The organism is Kitasatospora dryopteridis (assembly GCF_050749075.1).
Taxonomy (GTDB): Bacteria; Actinomycetota; Actinomycetes; order Streptomycetales; family Streptomycetaceae; genus Kitasatospora.
This window is the reverse complement of record NZ_CP192749.1, coordinates 2,622,817-2,648,041: the sequence shown is the minus strand read 5'-3', so window position 1 is coordinate 2,648,041 and position 25,225 is coordinate 2,622,817. Positions and strand designations below refer to the sequence as shown.

The window sequence follows — 25,225 nt, the reverse complement described above, 5'->3', positions numbered from 1 at the left end:
GCCGTGATCCACCACTTCGAGGTCGACGGCGTGCCCGCCCTGCACGCCCCGCGGCCCGGCCGCAGCGCCGCCGGCCTGGTCTTCCGGGTCGGCCGTGCGGACGAGAGCCTCGCCCGCACCGGCATCACCCACCTCGTCGAGCACCTCGCCCTGCACCGCAGCGGCGTCCAGGTGCACCGTTTCAACGGCGCCACCGGGCAGCTGCACACGCACTTCCTCCTCGAGGGCGACGACCAGGAGATCCGCGCCTTCCTGCGATGCGTGTGCGAGTCGCTGACCGCCCTGCCGATGGACCGCCTGGAGACCGAGAAGGCGATCCTGCGCACCGAGGAGGCCGGCCGCGGCACCAACGCCGCCGAGGCCACCGGCCTGTGGCGGTACGGCGCCCAGGGCCACGGCCTGGTCAGCTACCCCGAGTGGGGCGTGCCCGGCCTCGACCCGCAGACCGTCCAGCACTGGGCGGACACCTGGTTCACCCGGGACAACGCCGCACTCTGGATCGCCGGCGAGCGGGTGCCGGAGGGCCTGCGGCTGCCGCTGCGCCCCGGCCGGCGGATGCCCGCGCCGCAGCCCACCTCCGCCCTGCCCGAGGCCCCGGCGTACTTCGCCGCCGGACGGGGACAGGTGCTGTTCGAGACGGTGCTGCCCAGGACCGCCGCCGCCGACCTCTACACCGCCTGCCTGGACCGCGAGTTGTTCCAGGACCTCCGGCAGGACGGCGGCCTCTCCTACACGGCCGGCGCCGACCACGCGCACCGCGGCGACGGCGTGCTCACCGTCACCGCCCTCGCCGACGCCCTGCCCGAGCAGCAGGACGCCGCGCTCGGCGGCTTCGTCGACGTGCTGGCCAGACTGGCCGTGGCCGGGGTCGACCCCGCCACCCTGGACGCCCTGCGGCGCCGCGCCGACGCCGTCCACGCCGAACCCGACGCGGACCCGGCCCGCCTGCCGGGCTGCGCCGCCGACCTGCTCACCGGCCTGCCGGTCCGCAGCCGCGAGGAGATCCGCGCCGAGCTCGCGGCCGTCACCCCCGACGACGTCCGGACGGTGGCTCAGCAGGCGCTGGCCGGCGGCCTGTTGCGGGTGCCGGCCGGGCACCGCGCGGACTGGGCCGGCTATGCGGCGGCGCCGCTCCACTCGGCCGAAGCGGTCGACGGCACCCGCCACCGCTCCCGCGAGGCGGGCGGGCCCGACCTGCTGGTCGGCCGGGCCGGCGTCAGCCTCGTCCGCGAGGGCGAGGCCGCCACCGTCCGGTACGACGCCTGCGCCGCCTTCCTGGCCTGGCCGGACGGCGGACGGCGGCTCATCGGCACGGACGGCATCAGCGTCGAGGTCGAGCCCGGCTGCCACGCCGTCGACGCGCACACCCTCGCGACGATCGACGCCGCGGTGCCGCCGCAGGCGTACGTCCGGATGCCGCCCCGCGCGGCCCAGGCCCGCCCCTCGCAGGCCGGCGCCCCGCGACCCGGGGCCGCGGCGCCCGCCCGCCGCTCCTCCCCGCTGCAGCTCGCCGTCAACATGGTCCTCACGCTCGTGGCCGGCGTGTTCCTGCTGTTCGCGCTCGGCGGCGCGCTCGGCGCGGACGACGAGTCCCGCAGCGACCCGGTCTACTGGGGCGTGCTGGTCGTCGCCGCCGGCATCGCCGCCCTGCTGCTGCGCAGCGTGTGGCGGCGCAGCAGGCCGCGCGCCCGCTGAATCCCGCCGCCGGGCGGGGCCCCGGAAACGGATTAGGGGAGCACCCCGGCGACCGTGTAAAGTGGTGCGTGTCGCCGGGGGAGACCGCCGGGGGCCGCAGCAAGGGGCTATAGCTCAGTTGGTAGAGCGCTTGCATGGCATGCAAGAGGTCTGGGGTTCAATTCCCCATAGCTCCACAGGAAGTGAAGGGCCGTCTCCCGTCGGGGAGACGGCCCTTCACCGTTGTAGGGTCTTCACCCGCAGGCCCGCCCGGCCCGCTACGGTCGAGGCATGGCCGACCTGGTGCGCAAACGGAACGAAGAGCTCGCCCGGATACTCCACCAGCTCGGGTGGAGCCCCGAACGGCTCGCCCGCGAGGTCAGCGCAGTCCTCCCGGCCGGCCTGGCGATCAGCGCCACCGCCCCCTACAAGTGGCGCGACCGCGGCATGGTGCCGCGCGCCCCGCACGACCAGACCGTCTGCGAGGTGCTCGGCCGCGCCGTCGGCATCGCCGTCACCTACGAGCAGCTGTGGGGCCGCATGGGCAGCGGCCGCGGCGCCAAGATCCTCTCGCCGCGGCTGCTCACCGACCCGTGGACGGCCGACACCGCGCAGACCGCGCTCCGTGAGGCCGGCACCGACGCCGCCCCCGTCCGGCTGACCGACCTCTTCCGCGGCGACGAACTCGAACAGGCCGCCCGGCACTGGGCCTCGCCGCCGCCCGAGGTCACCGGCGGCGCCGGCGCCCTGCGCATCGCCCCCGAGCAGCTCGCCGACCTGCGGCTGAGCTACGACAGCAAACGGCGCCTGGAGCGCGCCTACGGCGGCGGCCTGATCCTCGACCTCGCCAAGGCCGAACTCGCCATGGTCGGCAAACTGCTGGAACTCGGCGCGTACGACGAGAAACTCGGCCGCGAACTGTACGGGGCGGCCGGCCGCCTCGCCCGGCTGGTCGGCTGGGCCAGCTACGACATGGGCAACGACGCCGCCGCCCAGCGGGCCTTCGTCGCCGCACTCCGGGCCGCCCACGTCTCCGGCGACCCGCGGCTGGGCGTCGGCGTGGTCGGCTGCCTGGCCGTGCAGGCCACGTACAACTCCGGCGGCCGCGGGCTGGACGCGGTGGCGATGCTGTCCACCGCACTGCGCGCCGCCGACGAGGTGCTGACCCCCCGTGAGCGGGCCCTGCAGCTCGGCCGGATCGCCCGCGCGCACGGCCGCAAGGGCGAGCAGATCAGCGCCGAGGCGGTCGCCGAGCGCGCCTTCCGGGTGCTCGACGGCGAGGACGGCCATGCCCACGAGCGCGCCGACCTGGCCGGCATGGTGGGGGAGGCGCACCTCTTCCTCGGCGACTACGAGCGCGCCCAGCGGATGCTCGGCGACGCGGTCACCGCGCTGCCCGCCGACCGCGCCCGGGCCAGGGCCCTGCTGATGGTGCGGCTCGCCGAGGCGTACCGCCGCACCGGCGAGCGGGAGGAGGCCGCCCGGATCGCCGACGAGGCGCGCCTGCTGGCCGCCGGCATGCAGTCCGCCCGGGTCGCCAGGGCCCTGCGCGATTTCGACGCGGCGCTGCGCGAGCAGGCCGCCCCCGTCGCGGGCTGAACGGCCGGCCGGCGGCACCCGTACCGGCGCCCGTGTGCCGCCCCGGGCGGAATCGGCGGCGGGGTGTACGGGCCGTTGCGGTACCCTGACCCCATGCGAACCGTGCGCCTGCTCCTTAGCCGGCCGCGCTGACCAGGACCGGCCCGAGGCCGGAGTCGGCGTGGCGACCCCTCCTGCGAGGGGTTTTTTGCTTTCCGAGTACGTGCTGTTCCGAGTGTGTGCCGCTGGTTCGCCGACTGAAGACGACGGAGCCCGAAGGACCATGAGCGAGACGACGACCCCTGCTTCCGGCGCGGCCGAGGCCGCTTCCGAGCCCTTCCGCTACGGTGCCGCGCTGGCGGCCGAGATCGAGTCCCGCTGGCAGGACCTGTGGGAGAAGGAGGGGACGTTCAACGCCCCCAACCCGGTCGGCCCGCTGGCCGACGGCGCGGTCGGCGACGTCTCCGCCAAGCCCCACAGCTTCATCATGGACATGTTCCCGTACCCCTCCGGCGCCGGCCTGCACGTCGGCCACCCGCTGGGGTACATCGCCACCGACGTGTACGCCCGCTACCAGCGGATGACCGGCCACAACGTGCTGCACACCCTGGGCTACGACGCCTTCGGCCTGCCCGCCGAGCAGTACGCCGTGCAGACCGGCACCCACCCGCGGGTGTCCACCGAGGACAACATCGCCAACATGCGCCGCCAGCTGCGCCGGCTGGGCCTGGGCCACGACTCGCGGCGCTCCGTCGCCACGATCGACCCGGACTACTACCGCTGGACGCAGTGGATCTTCCTGCAGATCTTCAACTCCTGGTACGACGAGGCGGCCGGCACGGCCCGCCCGATCGCCGAGCTGATCGCGCAGTTCGAGTCCGGCGAGCGCGAGGTGCCGGGCGGCCGCGCCTGGTCCGCGCTGTCCGCCGTCGAGCGGGACGAGGTGCTGGGCGAGTACCGGCTGGCCTACGCCAAGGAGGTGCCGGTCAACTGGTGCCCGGGCCTGGGCACCGTGCTGGCCAACGAGGAGGTCACCGCGGACGGCCGCTCCGAGCGCGGCAACTTCCCGGTGTTCAAGTCGAAGCTGCGCCAGTGGATGATGCGGATCACCGCCTACTCCGACCGCCTGATCTCCGACCTGGACCTGCTGGACTGGCCCGAGGCCATCAAGCTGCAGCAGCGCAACTGGATCGGCCGCTCCGAGGGTGCCCGGGTCGACTTCGCCGTGCCCGGCGGCGAGGCGATCACCGTCTTCACCACCCGCCCCGACACCCTGTTCGGCGCCACCTACATGGTGCTGGCCCCCGAGCACGGCCTGGTCGACACGATCGTCCCGGCCGCCTGGCCCGAGGGCCTGCGCGCCGACTGGACGGGCGGCGCCGCCACCCCCGCGGAGGCCGTCGCGGCCTACCGCGCCGAGGCCGCCGCCAAGACCGACGTCGAGCGCCAGGTCGACGCCAAGATCAAGACCGGCGTCTTCACCGGCGCGTACGCCACCAACCCGGTCAGCGGCGAGCAGGTCCCGGTCTTCATCGCCGACTACGTGCTGATGGGCTACGGCACCGGCGCCATCATGGCCGTCCCCGCGCACGACCACCGCGACTTCGCCTTCGCCCGCGCCTTCGGTCTGCCGATGCGCTGCGTCGTCGAGCCCACCGACGGCCGCGGCGAGGACCCGCACGCCTGGGACGACGCCTTCGACACCTACGACTCCGTCATCGTGAACTCCGCCCACGACGACCTGTCGCTGGACGGCCTGAGCGTCGTCGACGCCAAGGCCGCCGTCACCCGGTGGCTGACCGGCCGCGGCATCGGCGAGGGCACCGTCAACTACCGCCTGCGCGACTGGCTGTTCAGCCGCCAGCGGTACTGGGGCGAGCCCTTCCCGATCGTCTACGACGAGGACGGCGCCATGCACGCGCTGCCCGAGTCGATGCTGCCGGTCGAGGTCCCCGAGGTCGACGACTACTCGCCGCACACCTACGACCCGGACGACTCCGCCTCCACCCCGAAGACCCCGCTGTCCCGCAACGAGGCCTGGGTCGAGGTCGAGCTGGACCTGGGCGACGGCCCGAAGAAGTACCGCCGCGAGACCAACACCATGCCCAACTGGGCGGGCTCCTGCTGGTACGAGCTGCGCTACATCGACCCGGCCGACGCCGACAAGGTCGTCGACCCGGCCAACGAGGCGTACTGGATGGGCCCGACGGCCGAGAAGCCGGCCGGCGGCGTCGACCTGTACGTCGGCGGTGCCGAGCACGCCGTGCTGCACCTGCTGTACGCGCGCTTCTGGCACAAGGTGCTGTTCGACCTGGGCCACGTCTCCTCGGTCGAGCCCTTCCACAAGCTGTTCAACCAGGGCATGATCACCGCCGACGTCTACCGCGACGAGCGGGGCTTCCCGGTGCCCGCCGCCGAGGTCGAGGCCCGCGACGGCGGGTACTTCTGGCAGGGCGAGGCGGTCAAGCGCGAGGCCGGCAAGATGGGCAAGTCCCTGAAGAACGCCGTCGCCCCCGACGAGATCGCCGACGAGTACGGCGCCGACACCCTGCGCCTGTACGAGATGTCGATGGGCCCCCTGGACGTCTCCCGCCCGTGGGACACCCGCGCCGTCGTCGGCTCGTACCGCTTCCTGCAGCGCCTGTGGCGCAACATCGTCTCCGAGGCCACCGGCGAGCTGGTCGTCACGGACGAGGAGCCGGACGAGGCCACCCTGCGCGCCCTGCACAAGGCGATCGACGGCATCCGCGGCGACATGGCCGGCCTGCGCTTCAACACGGCCGTCGCCAAGGCGATCGAGCTGAACAACTTCCTGGTCAAGCGGGGCTCCACGCCGCGCCCGGTGGCCGAGCAGATCGTCCTGATGGTCGCCCCGCTGGCCCCGCACATCGCCGAGGAGCTGTGGCAGCGCCTGGGCCACCGCGAGTCGCTGGCCTTCGCCGACTACCCGGTCGCCGACCCGGCCTACGTGGTGGACGAGACGGTCACCTGCGTCGTCCAGATCAAGGGCAAGGTCAAGGCCCGCCTGGAGGTCGCGCCGACCATCTCCGACGCCGAGCTGGAGACCCTGGCGCTGGCCGACCCGGCCGTCGTGGCCGCGCTGGGCGACGCCCAGGTGCGCAAGGTCATCGCGCGGGCGCCGAAGCTGGTGAACATCGTCACCGGCTGACACCGCCGAACCGCAGCCCCGGGCCGGGCGCTCCCCACACGGGGCGCCCGGCCCGGGCGTTCTCACCGGTCCACGGTGTGCGGCCCGCCGGTGGTGGGCGCTGTGCCGTCGGTGGTGGGCGCTGCGCCGTGCAGCCGGTCGGCGAGCGCGGCCAGGTGCTCGACCAGCTCCGGCGGCTCGTGGACGGTGAACCGGTACCCCAGCAGCGCCAGGTGGAGCGCCAGCCCGTCCAACGAGTTGGAGCCCGCGCGCAGGGTGCAGGTCAGCTCGTCGATCGGCTCGACCACCGCCGAGGTCGGCGTGGTCCTCGTGACGACCTCGTGGGCCGGCGCCCGGACCGTGCAACGGGCCTGGTAGCGGTACTGGCCGACCGCGACCTCCCAGGACGCCCATCGGCCCACGTCCTGCTCCGGGGGCTGCCTGGGTGTGAAGCGCGGGCCGTGCGGCGGGCGCAGCGCTATCCGGTCCACCCGGAAGTTCCGCCAGTCCGCCCGGGCGGTGTCCCAGGCCACCAGGTACCAGCGGGTGCCGCTGTGCACCAGCCGGTGCGGTTCGGCGTCCCGGCGGCTCGCCGTGCCGTCGTGCGCCCGGTAGTCGAAGCGCAGCCGCTCGTGCGCCCGGCACGCGCCGGCGACGGCCGCCAGCAGTTGTGCATCCACCACCGGCCCGTACCCCGGCATCGCCACGGTCGCGGAGGCCAGCGCGTCCACCCGGTGCCGCAGCCGGGACGGCATCACCTGGAGCAGTTTCGCCAGCGCCCGCACCGACGACTCCTCGATGCCGGAGACGGTGCCGCCCGCGGCCGTCCGCAGCCCGACCGCCACCGCGACGGCCTCGTCGTCGTCCAGCAGCAGCGGCGGCATCTCCGCCCCCGCACCGAGCCGGTAGCCGCCGGCCGTACCAGGCGTGGACTCCACCGGGTAGCCCAGGCTGCGCAGCTTGTCGACGTCACGGCGCACCGTGCGGACGTCCACGCCGAGCCGGCCGGCGAGATCCGCGCCCGGCCAGTCGCGGCGGACCTGGAGCAGGGACAGCAGACGCAGCAGGCGGGCGGAGGTCTCCAGCATGCGGCCAGTCTGGCAGCGGACGAGGACAACTGCTGTCCTCGGTGCCGTCCCGCGGAGCCCGACGGCAACGGCCTCCCGGGCCGCGGGCGCGAGGGGCCGGCTCCCGGGGGCACCCCTGAGCGGCCCCTGACCTCTCCCTGATCTCTGCCTGATCTCTGCCGAAGCACCGGCCTCGGCCCCCGGAGAGGCGCCCCGGGCGGCTACCGTGGAGATTCCAGGGCGGCCGCGCGGGCCGCGTCCGGCGAGCGGGGCCGGTGGGCACCTGCGGAAGGTGGGGTTGGGATGGACGCGATCGGTGTGGTGATCGCCCTGGTGATGCTGTTCCTGGTGGTGGCGGGGGTGATGGCCGTCGTCGGCACGGTCAAGGCCGCCAAGGCCGTCGCGGCCAAGGTCGAGAAGCACGAGGCCCATGCGCGCCGCACGGTGGAGAACGCCGCCCTGCGTGCCAAGACCTTCACCAAGCCCGGCTCCCAGGGGCAGCTCGCCGCCGTCCGGCTGTCGCTGCGCACCTCCCTCGACGCGACCCGCCAGGTGCTCGAGGCCGGGCTCGCCGAGGACGGCCAGCTCGCCGAGTCGCTCCAGCTGCTCGCCCGCCTCGACGCGCACGCCGCCGAACTCGACCGCGAGATGCGCATCCTGGAACGCGAACCCGACAGCACCCGGCTCGCCGCCAAGCTGCCCGAACTGCGCGAGCGCGCCGGCCGGATCACCCACTCCGCCGAGACCATGCGATGGGCCGCGCAGGACCGGATGCGCCGCTTCGCCGACGACGACCTCGCCCGGCTCGGCCGCGAGTGCGAGAACGAGGCCGGTGCACTGCGCCACTGGGACCGCGTCGGCGGCGAGGACGGCCAGGACGCCACCTCGGGCACCGGCGGCGGCGCGGACACCGGCCGGGCGGCCCGCGCCGCCCGTCCCGACGAGCAGCCGAAGGGCCTCACCGGCGGCAACCGGCTGCGGGCCGAGGACGTGCTCGGCCTCGGCGAACCGCTCAACCGGCTCGCCGACCGGCTGCGGAAGCCGAACACCGGCGGGGCGAACACCGGTGGGGCGTAGGCGTCCTGTCGCGCGCACCGCGCCGCCGGCACCTCGGGCCGCCGGCCTGTAGCGCGGCCCGTGCGCCGGCGGACGACCCGGTGGCGGTCCGCCCGCCGGGCGCCCGGAGCGGGAACGGGGCCGTCGACGCTGTCATCTGCGGCGGTCCCGGAGTAACCTCCGGCACATGCCCGGCCACCTCGCCCTCGTCACCGATTCCACGGCCTACCTGCCCCAGGACGCCGTCGACCGCCATCGGATCGAGGTGGTCCCGCTCTCCGTCGTCGTGGGCGACGAGGTCCTCACCGAGGGTGTCGAGATCTCGCCCAAGGACGTCGCCGAGGCCCTGCGCGCCAAGCGCAGGGTCACCACCTCCAGGCCCAACCCGGAGACCTTCGCCGCCGCCTACCGCGCCGCCGCAGAGGCCGGCGCCACCGGCATCGTCTCCGTCCACATCTCCTCGGAGCTCTCCGGCACCTACGACGCCGCCAAACTGGCCGCCGCCCAGGCGGAGATCCCGGTCGAGGTCGTCGACAGCCGCCTCGTCGGCATGGCACTCGGCCACTGCGTGCTGACGGCGGCCCAGGCCGCCGAGGCCGGCCTCGGCCCCGCCGAGGCAGCCGCCGAAGCCGCCCGGCGATCCGCGCTGACCCGCGGCTTCTTCTACGTCGACACCCTGGAGCACCTGCGCCGCGGCGGCCGGATCGGAGCCGCCCGGGCCCTGCTCGGCTCCGCCCTCGCGGTCAAGCCGCTGCTCCACCTCTCCGGCGGCCGGATCGAACCGCTGGAGAAGGTGCGCACCGCCTCCCGCGCGATCGCCCGGCTGGAGGAGATCGCGGTGGAGTGCGCCGGCGACGACGAGGTCGACATCGCCGTGCACCACCTCGCCGCCGAGGACCGCGCCGAACCGCTCGCCGAGCGGCTGCGCGAGCGCGTGCCCGGGCTGCGGAACCTCTACGTGGGCGAGGTCGGCGCCGTCATCGGCGCGCACGTCGGACCGGGGCTGCTGGCGGTCGTGGTCTCGCCGCGCTGACGGCCGGTGCTCGTTCTTGGTGAGTCCCGTCGAGTTCCCGATCTTCGGTGGGTTCACCCGCGCGGGGTAGGCGAGTTGTCCACACCCCGGGGTTTTCCACAGGGTGACGGAGGTCGGTGGGCGGGGAGCGGCGCGGTTCGTACCTTCCTCGCATGAGGACCACCACCCGGGGCGCCGCACGGCGCCGAGAGACCACCGAGACCGTACGGCGGCGGCTGGCCGCCCTGTTCACCACCGCCCTGCGCGGCGGGCCTCCCCGCAGCAGCAGGGCCCCGACCGGCGGCCGCGCGCAGGCCGGGCCGGGCGGGCCGACCGGGCCCGACCCCGCGGGCACCGCGCCGCCGGCCGGCCCCGGAGGAACCGCCCCTGACAGGCCGTCGGGCAGTGGCCGATCGCCCCGCCGCCGCGCCGTACGGGACGGCCCGCAGCCGCCGGCCCCGCAGCCTGCCGTACCGCCGCAGGCCCCGGCGGCGTTCGCCGCAGCCGACCCCGGTGGCGTTCCCCCGGACGCTCCGCGCTCCGCCGCGGCCCGGCGGTTCGGGCTCTCCCTGCCGGCCGGACTGGTGCTCGACCGCAGGGCCGCACTCGGGCTGGCCGCACTGCTGCTGCTCGCCGTCGGGTACGCCGTCCAGCACTTCTGGCTGAGCCGTCCCGAGCCGGTGGCGGTGCCCACCGTCAGCGGCAGCGCCTCCGCCGTCGCCGGCGACCCGGTGTCCGCCGCACCGGGCGGCTCGGGCATGCCGGGGCCACCGGGGGCACCCGCGCCCACGGTGGTGGTGGACGTCGCGGGCAAGGTGCAGCACCCGGGCCTGCGCACCCTGCCGACCGGCTCCCGGGTCGCCGACGCCCTGCAGGCCGCCGGCGGCGCACTCCCCGGCACCGACACCGACGCCCTCAACCTGGCCAGGGTGCTGAGCGACGGCGAGCAGATCCTCGTCGGCGCACCAGCCGGACAAGCGGCCCCCGGCAGCACGCAGAGCGCCCCGATCAGCCTCAACCGGGCGACCGCCGAGCAGCTCGACACCCTGCCCGGGGTGGGCCCGACGCTCGCCCAGCGCATCCTGCTGTACCGCCAGCAGCACGGCCCCTTCCGCTCGATCGACCAGCTCCGGCAGGTCCCCGGCATCGGGGAGCGCAAGTTCGGCGAGATCAAGGGGCTGCTGACGCTCTGACAGCAGCCGCTTTTGACCCATCGCAGAAGGGAGGTGCAGCCATCGCAGCGACCCTCGCCCCGCCGGGCGATCCGCCCGACCGGGCCCGCACCCCGCGGGACGGTCCGCACGGCACCGCCGAGCGGCCCGGCCCCGCCGGGCGGGCCGCCGACCTGAGGCTGCTGGTGCCCGCGTTCACGGCCTGGGCGGTCACCTCCGCCGTCCTCGCCGTTCCACCCGGACACCATCCCCTCCTCGCCGTCGCAGCGGTGCTCACCGCCGGAGCAGCCCTGGCGCTGCTCCGGCGGCGGCCCGACGGCCACCGCGTCGCCCCGCTGGCAGCCGCCGTCCTGCTCACCGCAGCGGCGGCCGCACTCACCACCGTCCTGCACACGGCCGACCTCCACCGCGGCCCCATCCCGGAACTCGTCCGACCCGCACATCCGGCACGGGCGCCGTCCGCGTCGTGGCCGGGCACACCGGGGCCGGCCGTCTCGCCGGGCCCGCCGACCGGATCGACCGCCCCGACCGCGCCCGGTGCGGTGCCCGCCCCCGCCCCCGCCCCCGCCCCCGCCCCCGTGGAGCTGTCCGTCGAACTCACCGTCTCCGGCGACCCGATCGCCCGCACCGGCCGGGTGCACGGCACCGTGCCCCGGCCAGGCCGTGCTGACCTTCGACGCCGTCGTGGACCGCGTCCGCTTCCCGGCCGATCCCGACCGGCCCGCCGTTGCGGTCCACACCCCGGTCACCGTCGTCGTCCGGGCGCAGTCCATCGCCGCCTGGCGCGGACTCGTGCCCTCCACCAGGGTCGCCGCCGAGGTCCGGCCCGCCGCCCCCGGCGACCGCGACCACGACGCCGCCGCCCGGCTCACCGCCCACGGCCCGCCGCGGGTGCTGGCCGGGCCCGACGGTTCGCAGCGGATCGCGGCCCACCTGCGTGCAGGGCTGCGGGCCACCGCCGACCACCTGCCCGCCGACAGCCGCGGCCTCCTCCCGGGCCTGGTCGTCGGCGACACCTCGCGGCTCCCCGACGACCTCCGGGAGGCGTTCCGCGCCACCGACCTCGGCCACCTGACCGCGGTCAGCGGCGCCAACCTGGCCGTCCTGCTGGCCGTGCTGCTCGGCGCACCGCGCCGGCCGGGCGAGGGCGGCCGCGGCGGCCTGGCTGGCCTGCTGGGCCTGTCCGTCCGGACGACCGCACTCGCCGGCACCGGGCTCACCCTGGTCTTCGTCACCGTCTGCCGCCCCGAGCCCAGCGTGCTGAGGGCCGCCGCCACCGGCCTGCTCGGCCTGCTGGCCCTCGCCACCGGCCGCCCCCGCCAGGGCGTCCCCGCGCTCTCCGGCGCCGTCCTGGTCCTCGTCCTCCTCGACCCCTACCTGGCGCGCTCGTACGGCTTCCTGCTGTCCACCCTCGCCACCGCGGGGCTGCTCACCCTCGCCCCGCGCTGGGCCGATGCGCTGCGCAGCCGGGGCTGGCCGTCGCCGCTGGCCGCCGCCGTCGCCGCCACCGCGGCCGCCCAGGCGTGCTGCGCACCGGTGACGATCCTGTTCGCCCCTCGGATCAGCCTGGTCGCCGTCCCCTGCAACCTGCTCGCCGAGGCGGCCGTCGCCCCGGCCACCCTGCTCGGCTTCGCTGCACTGCTGACGGCGCCCCTGGCCCCCGGCGCAGCGCGCCTGTCGGCCGACCTGGCGGCCGTGCCGACCGGCTGGCTGGCGGCGGTGGCCCGGCACGGTGCGGCCCTGCCCGGTGCCCTGCTCGACTGGCCCGGCGGGGCGGGCGGTGCCGTTCTGCTGGCGGCAACCACGGTGGCCCTGTGCTGGGCCCTGCCTCCGCTGCTGGCGGCCGGCCGGGCCGCACCGCGCCGGGCCAGGGCGGCCCTTGCGGCGGTGGTCGTCCTCGTCCTCGCCGCCGTGCTGCTGCGGCCGCCCGGCATCACCCGGATCGCCACCGGCTGGCCGCCGCCCGGCTGGCGGCTGGCCCTGTGCGACGTCGGCCAGGGCGACATGGCGGTCCTCCCGGTCTCCGCCGACGCCGCCGTGGTCGTGGACACCGGTCCCGATCCGGCCGCGGCCGACGCCTGCCTGGGCGCGCTGGGCATCACCAGGATTCCGATCCTGATCCTCAGTCACTTCCACGCCGACCATGTCGAGGGGCTGCCCGGAGTCCTGCGCGGGCGGAGTGTCGCCGCGATCCAGGTGACGCTGCTCGGGTCGCCGCCGGGTGAGCAGGTCCGCGTCCTGCGGTGGGCGGCGGCCGCCGGCGTTCCGGTCGTCCGGGCCTGGCGCGGCGAGCACCGCACCGCGGGGCCCGACCTCGCCTGGGAGGTGCTCTGGCCCGGCGACGCCCTCGGCCCGGAGACGCCCGGCGCCAACAACGCCAGCATCGCCCTGCTGGCCACCGTCGGCCCGCCCGGGGACCGGCTGCGGCTCGCCCTGCTCGGAGACCTGGAACCACCCGCCCAGGCGGCACTGCTCCGGGACGGCCCGCCCGGCCCGGTCGACGTCCTGAAGGTGGCCCACCACGGCTCCGCCAACCAGGACTGGGACCTCACCGGCGCGCTCCGCCCCCGGCTCGCGCTGATCTCCTGCGGCCCCGACAACCCGTACGGCCACCCGGCCCCGCGGACGGTGGACCGGCTGACCGCCCTCGGCGCCACCGTGCTCCGCACCGACAGGGCCGGGGACGTCGCCGTCCTCGGCGGCCATCGCGACCTGGGCGTGGCCACCCGCCCCCACCCCCACCGGAGCTGACGCACCATGGCCACGACCGGTCCGGACCGCCGGCGCCGTGCCACCCGCGGCTGCCCGCTACTGCACGCCGTCCTGCTCGGGGGCACTGGCGACGCCGTCGCCGAAACGCTCCGTGCCTATCACCCGGAGCAGTTCCAGTCGGCCGACCGCGGCGGTGCCGGGAGCCGGGGTGAACAGCAGCAGCCGCTGGTCCTCCGTCGGCGTCAGCAGCGCCTCGCAGTCCAGGCTGACCGGCCCTATCACCGGGTGCTCCACGCACATCCGGCTGGTGCGGCGCACGGCCACCTCGTGCAGCTCCCACAGCCGGGCGAACTCCTCGCTCGCCGCGGCGATCCGGGCGACGAGCGCCTTGGCCGCCGGGTCGCCCGACCGCCGGGCCACCGCGGCCCGCAGATCGGCGACGTGCACCCGGCTCCAGTGGTCGCGCTCCTCGGCGGGGTAGGCCTGACGGGCCGCCGGGTGGGTGAACCAGCGCCAGACCACGTTGCGTTCGTCCTCCCGCATCGAGCAGACGCTGCCGAACAGCGCCGTCGCCATGGCGTTCTGGGCGAGCAGGTCGCCGAGGTCGCTGACGATCTGTGCGGGGGTGTCCTTCAGCTGGTCCAACAGGTGCAGCAGGGCCGGCCGGATGTGCTCCCCGGCCTGGCGTCCGGCCGGCGGGCGGTGGCCGGCCAGCAGGTGGAGGTGGTCCCGCTCGTCCTCGGACAGCCGCAGGGCCCGGGCGAGCGCGGAGAGGATCTGGACGGACGGCTGCGGGCCGCGCCCCTGCTCCAGCCGGATGTAGTAGTCGGCGGACATGCCGGCGAGCTGCACCACCTCCTCGCGCCGCAGCCCGGGCGTGCGGCGGCGCACACCGGCCGGCAGCCCGACGTCCTGCGGGCTCAGGCGCTCGCGGGAGCGGCGGAGGAAGTCGGCGAGCTCACGGCGGTCCACGTCCATGATCCCCATGATGGGGCGCCGACGGCCCGGCAACCAGGGTCTGCCGATACCACCTTGACCACCTGGGTGCCGCGCGGGCACCTGCAGGCCGCCCACCGTCCCCGGGTGGCCGGGGAACCGGGAGGCCGGGCGGCCGGGGGAGTGGCGCGCGGGCTCAGTCCTGTTCGCGCCAGCCGTCCTGCGCGGCCGCCACGGCCTCGAGCTCGGCCAGCAGTTCCGCCGTCCACCCGTCCTCGGGGGCCTCCAGGACGAGCAGCCACTGGGCGTCCTCGGCGTCGTCCTCGCCTGCCAGCGCGTCCCGGACGAGCTCCGGGTCGTCGAGCTGCGGGCAGCGGCCGGCGAGCTCCTCCCGGGCCTCCTCGGCGGCGTCGCGGTCGGGCAGGACGAGCAGTTGGCGGGCGTGGTTCTCGGTCACCGCACCATTCTGCAACCGGCCCCGCGCCGACCGGTCCGGGGGTCACACGCCGAACCGTCACACGCCGAACCGGTCCGGGGGTGTCACCGCACCGTGCGATCCTGGTACGCGATGGCCAGGAAGAGTGCACCCGACGACCTGCTCGCCCCGCTGACCCTCGCGGTCGGCCAGGAGGAGCTGCTGCTCGACCGCGCGGTGGCCGAGGTGGTCGCCGCCGCCAGGGCCGCCGATCCGGACACGGACGTCCGCGACCTCGCGCCGGGCGCCCTGCAGCCGGGCAGCCTCGCCGAGCTGACCACGCCCTCGCTCTTCGCCGAGCGCAAGGTGATCGTCGTCCGCGCCGCGCAGGATCTCTCCGCCGACTCGGTCAAGGAGGTGAAGGCCTACCTGGACGCGCCCGCCGAGGAGGTCATCATGATCCTCGTGCACGCGGGAGGCGCCAAGGGCAAGGGCCTGCTCGACGCCGCGAAGAAGGCGGGCGCCCGCGAGGTGCAGTGCGCCAAGCTCACCAAGAGCGGCGACAAGCTGGCCTTCGTCCGTAACGAGTTCCGGCGGTTGGGCCGTTCCGCCGGGCCGGAGGCCTGCCAGGCGCTGCTCGACGCGCTCGGCAGCGACCTGCGCGAGCTGGCCGCCGCCTGCAGCCAGCTCACCGCGGACATCGAGGGCACCATCGACGAGGCCGCGGTCGCCCGCTACTACAGCGGTCGCGCCGAGGCCACCGGCTTCGAGGTCGCCGACCTGGCGGTGACCGGCCGCGCCGCCGAGGCGCTGGAGCGGCTGCGCTGGGCACTGGCGGTGGGTCAGCCGCCCACCGGTATCACCTATGCGCTGGCCTCCGGCGTCCGGAGCATCGGCCGGCTGGCCACCGCGGGCCGTTCGATGCGGCCCGCCGACCTCGCCCGCGAGCTCGGCATGCCGCCGTGGAAGGTCGAGCGGGTGCGCCAGCAGATGCGCGGCTGGACGGGCGACGGCGTGGCCGCCGCCCTGACCGCCGTCGCCGAGGCGGACGCAGCGGTCAAGGGCGGCTCCGACGACCCCGCCTACGCGCTCGAGCGCGCGGTCGTGGCCGTTGCCCGTGCCGCCCGCTCCGGTTCCCGCGCGTACTGACGGACTCCTGGGCCGTCGGCGGCTCAGCCGCCCAGCGCCTGGAGCACCGACCGGCTGTCGACCACCAGCGCCTGCCGGATCTGCTCCCGGTCGGGCGCTGTCGTCTTGCCCTCCTGGAACGACCCCGACCAGCTCAGGTAGTACGTCAGGCCGCGGTCCCGCACATAGATCACATGGGTGATGTAGTGCCAGCTGGAGTCCGAGCTGCTGGGGTCGTCCAGGTAGCCGATGTAGGCGTCCTGCCCCAGGTCGGGCACCGAGGTGATCTGGTACTTCCGCTGCTGCAGGCCGGCCCGCTGCGCCTCGAACTCGGGCTCCGGGTCGACGGCCTTGTGGAGCTGCGCCTCCAGGTAGAGCGAGACGTACTCGGTGTCCGCGCCGGTCTTCTTCAGGTACTGGCTGCAGTACATGTCGTCGAGCGCCGGGTGCTTGGTCGCGTAGTGGTATGGCTTGCCGTACTGCGACGGGTAGAGCTGCCCGAAGCTGCCCAGCTTCGCCGAGGTGCAGAGGTCGACGACCGTCCGGTACGGGCCGACCCCCGGCGCCGGGTGCCCGGTCGCCACCAGCTTCGGCACGGTGAGCACGGCCGTCGCCCACACCGCCGATGCCACCAGTACACCGCCCACGCCCCACAGCAGCCCACGCCGTACGCCGCGTCCGCCCGGTGCCGGACCGAGGGGAGCCGCACCGGTGACCGGTGCCGGACCCGCGAGGCCCGGACGGGCAGGACCCGTGCCGACCGGGGTGGCGCGGTCCGGTCCGTGTCCGCCCCCGAGTGCGTAGGGTCCGGGCCCGTACGCCGGAGCCGCGGCGGCCCGGGGGTGCCCGGGGTGCGGCGGTGGCGGCGGTGGTGTCGACATCGGAGCCCCCAGATGACCGTCCGGCGAAGTGGTAGCACCGAACCATACCGGTGGAGCACCCTGTTGCAGAATGTGAGCGAAATATCACGTCGAGCGACCTGCAGTGGTGTCCGGGTGCCTCGTGACGACAACCTCTAGTACGGATCCGGGTCGATGATCTTCCCGAGGACGGCGGCGACGGCGGAGTAGGCCACGCCCTGGGCGGCCCGGTTCTCGGAGTCCGGGGCGCCGGTCGCCACGGCCCGGCGACACTCCTCGGCCTGGCGGTCGGCCCATGCCCTGGCCTTGCGGATGCGCGCGATCAGCTCGTTCGCGTCGACCTGGCTCATGCGTCGACGGTGCCACCGACCTGCCCCGCACCGGGCCGGACACGCCCGAGCAGTTCCATGATCCACCCCCGACGGGCGCACCGGACGGGCCCTGGTGCGGGCCGTACGCCCGGTACCGGGTGCACCAATGCGAACTGCCCGCCCGGTGGGGACCGGACGGGCAGTGGTGGAAGCGCCTTCGCGTCGGCGCTTCCGGTGAAGCTGGGTGTACCGCACCCGCGTGGCGAACGCAGGCCGCGTGCGGTACGGATCGTGCATCCCGGGGCTCCGGGTAGAGGGCCGGGGCGGTCCGGGGGTGGGTGGTCGGCGGCGCGGGTAGAGGGCCGCGGTCGCGCCGACCCGTCCGGGGCGGGCCCCGGGGGTGCCGTCACCGCGGAAGGCGGTGCAGCGGCAACGACAATCAGGCGGCGGTGTTGACCAGCTTGGTGATCGCCGACTTCTTGTTGGCGGCCTGGTTCTTGTGGATGACGCCCTTGCTGGCGGCCTTGTCGAGGGCCTTGGCGGCGGAGCGGGCCAGCACGGTGGCCTTCTCGGTCTCACCGGCGGCGGCAGCCTCGCGGGCCTTGCGGATCGCGGTCTTCAGCGAGGACTTGACGGCCTTGTTGCGCAGGCGCGCCTTCTCGTTGGTCTTGTTGCGCTTGATCTGGGACTTGATGTTCGCCACGAATGAGCCTCAGTCTGTGTGGATCGGTCTCGACGGTTGCACCGTGAACGGCTCCGGACCAGCTGAGAGGGCATGCCGAAACCAGGTGCAGCGCCCAACGCTACCAGGGGCGGTCGACCGTCCCCAAACCGGACGCAGCCGTGCCGCCCGCGTCCAGTAGCCCGCGCCGATGCGAATTCGGAACGGTCAGGCCCGCAGCACCGGCTCCCCGTAGTGCTCCACCACCGGGAAGGGGTCGTAGTAGTGGTGCAGCAGCTCCCGCCAGCGCCGGTACTCGGGGGAGCCGCGGAAGCCCTCGGTGTGGTCGGCCAGGGTCTCCCACCCGACCTGCAGCAGGAAGCGGGAGCCCCGCCCCTCGTCCAGGCAGCGCCGCAGCTCCAGCGAGCGGAAGCCGCGCTGCATGGCGATCAGCGGCCGGGCTTCGGCGAAGGCGGCGAGGAAGGCGTCCTCCTCGCCCGGGAGGACGTCCAGCAGAGCGCTCTCGAGGATCATGGACGGTCATCCTTGCGCACCCGTCCCGCCCCGGGGAAGGCCCGTCCGCGCCGTGCCGCCGCCGGCCGGACCGGCTGGCCGCCACGGCGGGCCGGGGTCGTGGGAGGATGGGGGGAGCCATTATCGATCGGACGAGACCGTCCGGTCCCCGGGAAGCCGGTCAGCGATGACCCGGACACCCCGGCCCCCGGACCACACGGAGAATCGGACCAAGGTGCCCGCGACCCCCAGCAATGTGCCAGAGCCCAGCCGGACCGACCCGGCGGTGATCCGCAACTTCTGCATCATCGCCCACATCGACCACGGCAAGTCGACGCTCGCCGACCGGATGCTGCAGATCACCGGTGTTGTCGACCCGCGGCAGATGCGCGCCCAGTACCTCGACCGCATGGACATCGAGCGCGAGCGCGGCATCACCATCAAGTCGCAGGCCGTCCGCCTCCCGTGGGCGCCGAAGACCGGCGCGAACGCGGGCACCACGCACATCCTGAACATGATCGACACCCCGGGCCACGTGGACTTCACGTACGAGGTGTCCCGCTCCCTGGCAGCCTGCGAGGGCACCATCCTGGTGGTCGACGCGGCCCAGGGCATCGAGGCGCAGACCCTCGCCAACCTCTACCTGGCGCTGGAGAACGACCTCACGATCATCCCGGTCCTCAACAAGATCGACCTGCCGGCCGCCCAGCCCGAGAAGTACGCGGCGGAGATCGCGCACATCATCGGCTGCGACCCGGAGGACGTGCTCAAGGTCAGTGCCAAGACCGGCCTCGGCGTCGAGGACCTGCTGGACCACATCGTCGACAACATCCCGGCCCCGGTCGGCGTCAAGGACGCCCCGGCCCGAGCGATGATCTTCGACTCGGTGTACGACTCCTACCGCGGCGTGGTCACCTACGTCCGTGTGGTCGACGGCCAGCTCACCAAGCGCGAGCGCATCGCGATGATGTCCACCGGCGCTACCCACGAGCTGCTGGAGATCGGCGTCATCTCGCCCGAGCCGAAGGTCGCCGACGGCCTCGGCGTCGGCGAGGTGGGCTACATCATCACCGGTGTGAAGGACGTCCGGCAGTCCAAGGTCGGTGACACCATCACCTCCATGCACAAGGGCGCCACCGTGCCGCTCGGCGGCTACAAGGACCCGCGCCCGATGGTGTTCTCCGGCCTGTACCCGCTGGACGGCTCGGACTACCCGCTGCTGCGCGACGCCCTCGACAAGCTGCGCCTCAACGACGCCGCGCTGGTCTACGAGCCGGAGACCTCGGTCGCGCTCGGCTTCGGCTACCGCTGCGGCTTCCTCGGCCTGCTGCACCTGGAGATCATCCGGGAGCGCCTGGAGCGCGAGTTCAACCTCGACCTCATCTCCACCGCCCCCAACGTGATCTACCGGGTCATCATGGAGGACGGCACCGAGCACACCGTCACCAACCCGAGCGAGTTCCCCACCGGCAAGATCGCCGAGGTGTTCGAGCCGGTCGTGCGCGGCACCATCCTGGCGCCCAACGAGTTCGTCGGCGCGATCATGGAGCTCTGCCAGTCCCGCCGCGGCAGCCTCCAGGGCATGGACTACCTCTCCGAGGACCGCGTCGAGCTGCGCTACACCCTGCCGCTCGCAGAGATCGTCTTCGACTTCTTCGACCAGCTGAAGTCCAAGACCCGCGGCTACGCCTCGCTCGACTACGAGCCCATCGGCGAGCAGTCGGCCAACCTGGTGAAGGTCGACATCCTGCTGCACGGCGACGCGGTGGACGCCTTCTCCGCGATCGTGCACAAGGACAAGGCCTACAACTACGGCGTCATGATGGCGGGCAAGCTGCAGAAGCTGATCCCCCGCCAGCAGTTCGAGGTGCCGATCCAGGCCGCCATCGGCTCCCGGGTCATCGCCCGCGAGACCGTCCGCGCGATCCGCAAGGACGTCCTCGCCAAGTGCTACGGCGGTGACATCTCCCGCAAGCGGAAGCTGCTGGAGAAGCAGAAGGAGGGCAAGAAGCGCATGAAGATGGTCGGCCGGGTGGAGGTCCCGCAGGAGGCCTTCATCGCCGCGCTGTCCACCGACGCGGAGCCCCCGAAGGACAAGAAGTAGCACAGCCGGCGGAGGCCGCCGCCCGGGTCACCGGGCGGCGGCCTCCGCCGTTTCCGTCCGCGGGCCGTTCCTGTCCGCGGGTCGGGCCCTGCCGAAGGCTCAGTGCACGTGGGTGAGCTTCTCCGGGTTGACGACCACGTACGTCTCGGTGATCAGACCGTCGACCACCGTGAAGGCCACCACGCCGCCGACCACCCCCGGCGAGGAGTACACGACCATGCCGGGCTCGCCGTTGACCGTGGCGAGGACGATCGAGCTCTCCGGCGTGAACCACTTGGCCACCAGCCCGGCCACCAGCCGGGAGACCTTGTCGGCGCCGACGATCGGCCGCACTCCGGCGGTGACCACGCCGCCGCCGTCCGAGTGCCAGACCACGTCCGGGTCGAGCACCGCCAGCAGCGCCTGGAGGTCGCCGCCCGCGGTGGCCGCGGCGAAGGCGCTCACCGCCTGCCGGTGCTCGGCCGGGTCGACGGCGCCCCGCCGGCTGCCCTCGCGCACCCGCTTGCGGGCCCGGGAGGCGAGCTGCCGGGCGGCCTCCGGGCTGCGCTCCAGGGTCTCGGCGATCTCGTCGAAGCCGACCGCGAAGACGTCGTGCAGCACGAAGGCGGCGCGCTCGGCCGGGGTCAGCTGTTCCATCACCGTCAGCACCGCCATCGACACCGACTCGCCGAGTTCCGCGAGTTCGGCGGGGGAGGGCTCATCGGCGACCACCGGCTCGGGCAGCCACTCGCCGTAGTACTCCTCGCGCCTGACCCGGGCGGAGCCGAGCTGGTCGTAGCAGAGCCGGGTCACCACGGTGGTCAGGAACGCGCGTGGCTCCTCCACCCGGGAGCGGTCCGCGGCCTGCCAGCGCAGCCACGCCTCCTGCAGCACGTCCTCGGCGTCGGCCACCGAGCCGAGCAACCGGTAGGCGACGGCACCCAGATAGCGCCGATAGGTCTCGAACGGGTCGGCGAGCGCCGCATCGGTGTCGGTCACCCCGCCACGCTAGCGCGGCCGCCCCGAGCCCGGTGCGTACACCACCCGGTGCACACCGCCCCTGGCCCGCACCGGGCACGAACGCCGAGGGGGAGGCCCGGCGCACCGGACCTCCCCCTCGTGCCACGCCGCGTCAGTCGACCTCGGCGACCGCCTCGGCGAACTGCGCCTGGTAGAGGCGCGCGTACGCGCCCTCGGCGGCGATCAGCTCGTCGTGCGAGCCCTGCTCGACGATGGAGCCGTTCTCCATCACCAGGATCACGTCGGCGTCCCGGATGGTGGAGAGCCGGTGCGCGATCACGAAGCTGGTGCGGCCCGTCCGCAGCCGGGCCATCGCCTTCTGGATCAGCACCTCGGTGCGGGTGTCGACGGAGCTGGTCGCCTCGTCCAGCACCAGGATCGACGGCTGGGCGAGGAACGCCCTGGCGATGGTGATCAGCTGCTTCTCGCCGGCACTGACACCGGTGCCCTCGTCGTCGATGAGGGTGTCGTAGCCGTCCGGCAGGGTGCGCACGAAGCGGTCCACGTGGGCGGCCTTCGCGGCCTCGACCACCTGCTCGCGGGTGGCGCCGTCGGCGCCGTACGCGATGTTGTCGGCGATGGTGCCGCCGAACAGCCAGGTGTCCTGGAGCACCATGCCGATGCCGGAGCGGAGCTCCTCGCGGGACATCGCGGCGATGTCCACCCCGTCCAGGGTGATCCGGCCGCCGCTGACCTCGTAGAACCGCATCAGCAGGTTGACCAGGGTGGTCTTGCCGGCGCCGGTCGGGCCGACGATCGCGACCGTGTGGCCCGGCTCGACCTTCAGCGACAGGCTGTCGATGAGCGGCTTCTCCGGCTCGTACCGGAAGGAGACGTCCTCGAAGGCGACCCGGCCGGCCAGCTCGGCGGGGCGCTCCGGCATGGCCGGCTCCGGGGTCTGCTCGGGGGCGTCGAGCAGTTCGAAGACGCGCTCGGCGGAGGCCACGCCGGACTGCACCAGGTTGGACATCGAGGCGACCTGGGTGAGCGGCTGGCTGAACTGGCGGGAGTACTGGATGAACGCCTGCACGTCGCCGATGGACAGCGCGCCGCTCGCCACCCGCAGACCGCCGACGACCGCGACCAGCACGTAGTTCAGGTTGCCGATCAGCATCATCGCGGGCTGGATGATGCCGGAGATGAACTGCGCCCGGTAGCTGGAGGCGTACAGCGCCTCGTTCTCCTTGCGGAAGATCTCCGCGGCCTCCTGCTGGCGGCCGAAGACCTTCACCAGGGTGTGGCCGGTGTACATCTCCTCGATGTGCGCGTTCAGCGCGCCGGTGGTCTTCCACTGGGTGACGAACTGCGGCTGCGCCCGCTTGCCGACCTTGGCCGCCACGACCACGGACAGCGGCACCGAGATCAGCGCGATCACGGCCAGCAGCGGCGAGATCCAGAACATCATGCCGAGCACGCCGACGATGGTGAGCAGGGAGTTCACCACCTGGCCGGTGGTCTGCTGCATGGACTGGCCGATGTTGTCGATGTCGTTGGTGACCCGGCTGAGCACCTCGCCGCGCGGCTGGCGGTCGAAGTAGCTGAGCGGCAGCCGGGCGATCTTGGACTCGACGTCCTGGCGCAGCCGGTAGACGGTGCGCTGGATGGCGGTGGTGGCGATCCGGCCCTGGGCGATGCCGAAGACGGCGGAGGCCGCGTAGATCGCCAGGACCCAGAGCAGGACGGTGCCGATGGCGTTGAAGTCCATGCCCTGGCCGGGGGTGAAGGGCACGGTGGAGAGCATGTCGGCGATGCCGCCCTTGCCGTCCAGGCGCAGACCCTCCAGCGCCTGTTCCTTGCTGATGCCGGCCGGGGCCTGGGCGCCGACCACGCCGGCGAAGATCAGGTCGGTGGCGTGGCCCAGCACGTACGGGCCGGCGACCGCGCAGCCGATGCTGACGGCGCCGAGGGCGAGCACGCCGTAGAGCAGGGTGCGCTCGGGGCGGAGCAGGCCGAGCAGCCGCCTGCCGGAGCCCTTGAAGTCCATGGACTTCTCCGCGCCCTGGCCGCCCATGAAGCGGCCGGGGCCGGCCGGGCCGCGCCGGGCGGCGGCCTCCTGCGAGGCGCTGCGCTGGGCCTTGGGGCCGGGGGTGGTCACGCCGCCTCCTGTTCGGTGAGCTGGGAGAGGACGATCTCCCGGTAGGTCGGGTTGCCGGCCATCAGCTCGTGGTGGGTGCCGCTGCCGACGACGGCGCCCTCGTCGAGCACGATGATCCGGTCGGCGTCGCGGATGGTGGAGACCCGCTGGGCGACGATGACGACGGTGGCGTCCGCGGTCTCGGCGGCCAGGGCCCGGCGCAGCCTGGCGTCGGTGGCGTAGTCGAGGGCGGAGAAGGAGTCGTCGAAGAGGTAGATCTCCGGCTTGCGGACGAGGGCCCGGGCGATCGCCAGGCGCTGGCGCTGGCCGCCGGAGACGTTGGCGCCGCCCTGGGCGATCGGGGCGTCCAGGCCTTCGGGGAGCATCTCGACGAACTCCTTGGCCTGGGCGGTGGCCAGGGCCTGCCAGAGCTCGTCGTCGGTGGCCTCGGGCCGGCCGTGGCGCAGGTTGCTGGCGACGGTGCCGGAGAACAGGTAGGGCTTCTGCGGGATGACGCCGACCGCCTCGGAGAGCCGCGCCGGGTCGATCTCGCGGACGTCCACGCCGTTGACCAGCACCTGGCCGCCGGTGGCGTCGAACAGCCGGGGGACGAGCCCGAGCAGGGTCGACTTGCCGGAGCCGGTGGAGCCGATGATCGCGGTGGTCTCGCCGGGGCGGGCGAGGATGTCGATGCCGCGGAGCACCGGTGCCTCGGCGCCGGGGTAGCGGAACTCGACGTCGCGCAGCTCCAGCCGGCCGCGGCCGTCGAGCTCGGTGACCGGCACGGCGGGGGCGGCGATGCTGGGCTCGGTGGTGAGCACTTCCTGGATGCGCTCGGCGCAGACCTCGGCGCGCGGCACCATCATGAACATGAAGGTGGCCATCATGACGCTCATGAGGATCTGCATCAGGTAGGACAGGAAGGCGGTCAGGGCGCCGATCTGCATCTCGCCGCTGTCGATCCGGTGGGCGCCGAACCAGAGCACCGCGACGCTGGAGATGTTCACCACCGACATCACGGCGGGGAACATGAACGCCATCAGGCGGCCGACCCGCAGCGAGACGTCGGCGAGGTCCTGGTTGGCGCCGGCGAAGCGGTCCTGCTCGTGGCCGTCCTTGACGAAGGCCCGGATGACCCGGATGCCGGTGATCTGCTCGCGCAGGATGCGGTTGACGCCGTCGATGCGCTCCTGCATGCCGCGGAACTGCGGGCGCAGCCGGCGGACCAGCAGCACGACGACGATGCCGAGCAGCGGCACCACGGCGAGCAGCAGGGCGGAGAGCGGGACGTCCTGGTTGAGGGCCATCAGTATGCCGCCGACGCACATGATGGGTGCTGCCACCATCAGGGTGAACGCCATCAGCACCAGCATCTGGACCTGCTGGACGTCGTTGGTCGTGCGGGTGATCAGGGAGGGCGCGCCGAACTGGCCGAGCTCCCGCGCGGAGAAGCTCTGCACCCGGTCGAAGACGGTGGCGCGGATGTCGCGGCCGACCCCCATGGCGGTGCGGGCGCCGTAGTAGACGGCGATGATCGAGCAGACGGCCTGGGCGAGCGAGACGACGATCATCACGCCGCCGATCCGCAGGATGTAGCCGGTGTCGCCCTTGATCACGCCGTTGTCGATGATGTCGGCATTCAGCGTGGGCAGGTACAGGGCTCCGAGGGTGGAGACGAGCTGGAGGAGCACCAGCAGCAGGATCGGTTGGCGGTAGGGCCCTAGGTGGGCCCTCAAGAGTCTGATCAGCACCGTGACACTCTCGTCCTCGACGCGGATGCGCGCATCCTCATTTAGGTCTACTCG

The 25,225-nt window shown here is 73.9% G+C and carries 19 protein-coding genes and 1 tRNA gene; 10 read left to right on the top strand and 10 right to left on the bottom strand.

Annotated elements, in window-relative coordinates:
• Positions 1 to 3 precede the first annotated feature (3 nt).
• From ACQ614_RS12025 to leuS, 4 genes are all read left to right on the top strand, one after another.
• Positions 4 to 1,695 (top strand): insulinase family protein, encoded by a 1,692-nt coding sequence (locus ACQ614_RS12025; protein WP_431678503.1) that lies wholly within the window; start codon positions 4 to 6, stop codon positions 1,693 to 1,695.
• 103 nt (positions 1,696 to 1,798) lie between these two features.
• A tRNA-Ala gene (locus tag ACQ614_RS12020) sits at positions 1,799 to 1,871 on the top strand.
• Positions 1,872 to 1,965: 94 nt separating this feature from the next.
• Entirely contained in the window at positions 1,966 to 3,273 is a 1,308-nt protein-coding gene (locus ACQ614_RS12015) for a hypothetical protein (protein WP_363499296.1), read from the top strand.
• Between the two features lie 262 nt (positions 3,274 to 3,535).
• Positions 3,536 to 6,421: a leucine--tRNA ligase gene (leuS, locus tag ACQ614_RS12010; RefSeq protein ID WP_431678502.1), complete on the top strand. Its 2,886-nt coding sequence runs from the start codon at positions 3,536 to 3,538 to the stop codon at positions 6,419 to 6,421.
• A 62-nt stretch (positions 6,422 to 6,483) separates the two neighbouring features.
• Here the strand turns inward: leuS and ACQ614_RS12005 are convergent, their stop codons facing one another.
• Positions 6,484 to 7,488, bottom strand: coding sequence for a helix-turn-helix transcriptional regulator (locus tag ACQ614_RS12005; protein WP_431678500.1), 1,005 nt, complete (start codon positions 7,486 to 7,488; stop codon positions 6,484 to 6,486).
• Between the two features lie 282 nt (positions 7,489 to 7,770).
• On the opposite strand from ACQ614_RS12005, the gene ACQ614_RS12000 reads away from it, so the two are divergent.
• The 4 genes from ACQ614_RS12000 (at position 7,771) to ACQ614_RS11985 (ending at position 13,458) form a co-directional block, all read left to right on the top strand.
• On the top strand, positions 7,771 to 8,544 hold the full coding sequence (locus ACQ614_RS12000) for a hypothetical protein (protein ID WP_431678499.1): 774 nt from the start codon (positions 7,771 to 7,773) through the stop codon (positions 8,542 to 8,544).
• A gap of 166 nt (positions 8,545 to 8,710) precedes the next feature.
• Positions 8,711 to 9,556, top strand: a complete 846-nt coding sequence (locus ACQ614_RS11995) for a DegV family protein (RefSeq protein ID WP_431678498.1) — start codon at positions 8,711 to 8,713, stop codon at positions 9,554 to 9,556.
• 152 nt (positions 9,557 to 9,708) lie between these two features.
• Complete coding sequence (locus ACQ614_RS11990) at positions 9,709 to 10,728, top strand: helix-hairpin-helix domain-containing protein (RefSeq protein ID WP_431678496.1); 1,020 nt, start codon at positions 9,709 to 9,711, stop codon at positions 10,726 to 10,728.
• A gap of 642 nt (positions 10,729 to 11,370) precedes the next feature.
• Positions 11,371 to 13,458, top strand: a complete 2,088-nt coding sequence (locus ACQ614_RS11985; protein ID WP_431678495.1) for a ComEC/Rec2 family competence protein — start codon at positions 11,371 to 11,373, stop codon at positions 13,456 to 13,458.
• 57 nt (positions 13,459 to 13,515) lie between these two features.
• Here the strand turns inward: ACQ614_RS11985 and ACQ614_RS11980 are convergent, their stop codons facing one another.
• Positions 13,516 to 14,397 (bottom strand): helix-turn-helix transcriptional regulator, encoded by an 882-nt coding sequence (locus ACQ614_RS11980; RefSeq protein WP_431678494.1) that lies wholly within the window; start codon positions 14,395 to 14,397, stop codon positions 13,516 to 13,518.
• A 154-nt stretch (positions 14,398 to 14,551) separates the two neighbouring features.
• A complete protein-coding gene (locus ACQ614_RS11975) occupies positions 14,552 to 14,812 on the bottom strand; it encodes a hypothetical protein (protein WP_431678493.1) in 261 nt (86 codons plus the stop codon).
• A gap of 111 nt (positions 14,813 to 14,923) precedes the next feature.
• On the opposite strand from ACQ614_RS11975, the gene holA reads away from it, so the two are divergent.
• Positions 14,924 to 15,919, top strand: a complete 996-nt coding sequence (gene holA / locus ACQ614_RS11970; RefSeq protein WP_431678491.1) for a DNA polymerase III subunit delta — start codon at positions 14,924 to 14,926, stop codon at positions 15,917 to 15,919.
• Positions 15,920 to 15,942: 23 nt separating this feature from the next.
• Here the strand turns inward: holA and ACQ614_RS11965 are convergent, their stop codons facing one another.
• The 4 genes from ACQ614_RS11965 to ACQ614_RS11950 all read right to left on the bottom strand — a co-directional run bounded on the left by ACQ614_RS11965 (position 15,943) and on the right by ACQ614_RS11950 (position 18,264).
• On the bottom strand, positions 15,943 to 16,530 hold the full coding sequence (locus tag ACQ614_RS11965; RefSeq protein WP_431678490.1) for a hypothetical protein: 588 nt from the start codon (positions 16,528 to 16,530) through the stop codon (positions 15,943 to 15,945).
• A gap of 383 nt (positions 16,531 to 16,913) precedes the next feature.
• Positions 16,914 to 17,108, bottom strand: coding sequence for a hypothetical protein (locus ACQ614_RS11960; protein ID WP_431678489.1), 195 nt, complete (start codon positions 17,106 to 17,108; stop codon positions 16,914 to 16,916).
• A gap of 400 nt (positions 17,109 to 17,508) precedes the next feature.
• On the bottom strand, positions 17,509 to 17,772 hold the full coding sequence (gene rpsT / locus ACQ614_RS11955) for a 30S ribosomal protein S20 (RefSeq protein WP_431678488.1): 264 nt from the start codon (positions 17,770 to 17,772) through the stop codon (positions 17,509 to 17,511).
• A 186-nt stretch (positions 17,773 to 17,958) separates the two neighbouring features.
• Positions 17,959 to 18,264: an antibiotic biosynthesis monooxygenase family protein gene (locus tag ACQ614_RS11950; protein WP_431678486.1), complete on the bottom strand. Its 306-nt coding sequence runs from the start codon at positions 18,262 to 18,264 to the stop codon at positions 17,959 to 17,961.
• Between the two features lie 214 nt (positions 18,265 to 18,478).
• Here ACQ614_RS11950 and lepA point away from each other — a divergent pair, with 214 nt between their 5' ends.
• A complete protein-coding gene (gene lepA / locus ACQ614_RS11945) occupies positions 18,479 to 20,347 on the top strand; it encodes a translation elongation factor 4 (protein ID WP_363499358.1) in 1,869 nt (622 codons plus the stop codon).
• 99 nt (positions 20,348 to 20,446) lie between these two features.
• Here lepA and ACQ614_RS11940 read toward each other — a convergent pair whose 3' ends face one another.
• The 3 genes from ACQ614_RS11940 to ACQ614_RS11930 form a co-directional block, all read right to left on the bottom strand.
• A complete protein-coding gene (locus ACQ614_RS11940) occupies positions 20,447 to 21,325 on the bottom strand; it encodes a sigma-70 family RNA polymerase sigma factor (RefSeq protein ID WP_431678484.1) in 879 nt (292 codons plus the stop codon).
• A gap of 133 nt (positions 21,326 to 21,458) precedes the next feature.
• On the bottom strand, positions 21,459 to 23,357 hold the full coding sequence (locus ACQ614_RS11935; protein ID WP_431683899.1) for an ABC transporter ATP-binding protein: 1,899 nt from the start codon (positions 23,355 to 23,357) through the stop codon (positions 21,459 to 21,461).
• A gap of 80 nt (positions 23,358 to 23,437) precedes the next feature.
• On the bottom strand, positions 23,438 to 25,171 hold the full coding sequence (locus ACQ614_RS11930; RefSeq protein WP_431678482.1) for an ABC transporter ATP-binding protein: 1,734 nt from the start codon (positions 25,169 to 25,171) through the stop codon (positions 23,438 to 23,440).
• Positions 25,172 to 25,225: the final 54 nt, after the last annotated feature.

Coding starts and splice junctions, on each gene's coding strand:
- ACQ614_RS11980 (WP_431678494.1), bottom strand. CDS start 14,397: ATGGACGTGGACCGCCGTGAGCTCGCCGACTTCCTCCGCCGCTCCCGC.
- ACQ614_RS11935 (WP_431683899.1), bottom strand. CDS start 23,357: ATGGGCGGCCAGGGCGCGGAGAAGTCCATGGACTTCAAGGGCTCCGGC.
- ACQ614_RS11990 (WP_431678496.1), top strand. CDS start 9,709: ATGAGGACCACCACCCGGGGCGCCGCACGGCGCCGAGAGACCACCGAG.
- ACQ614_RS11960 (WP_431678489.1), bottom strand. CDS start 17,108: ATGAGCCAGGTCGACGCGAACGAGCTGATCGCGCGCATCCGCAAGGCC.
- ACQ614_RS11995 (WP_431678498.1), top strand. CDS start 8,711: ATGCCCGGCCACCTCGCCCTCGTCACCGATTCCACGGCCTACCTGCCC.
- holA (WP_431678491.1), top strand. CDS start 14,924: ATGGCCAGGAAGAGTGCACCCGACGACCTGCTCGCCCCGCTGACCCTC.
- ACQ614_RS12000 (WP_431678499.1), top strand. CDS start 7,771: ATGGACGCGATCGGTGTGGTGATCGCCCTGGTGATGCTGTTCCTGGTG.
- leuS (WP_431678502.1), top strand. CDS start 3,536: ATGAGCGAGACGACGACCCCTGCTTCCGGCGCGGCCGAGGCCGCTTCC.
- ACQ614_RS12005 (WP_431678500.1), bottom strand. CDS start 7,488: ATGCTGGAGACCTCCGCCCGCCTGCTGCGTCTGCTGTCCCTGCTCCAG.
- ACQ614_RS11950 (WP_431678486.1), bottom strand. CDS start 18,264: ATGATCCTCGAGAGCGCTCTGCTGGACGTCCTCCCGGGCGAGGAGGAC.
- ACQ614_RS12015 (WP_363499296.1), top strand. CDS start 1,966: ATGGCCGACCTGGTGCGCAAACGGAACGAAGAGCTCGCCCGGATACTC.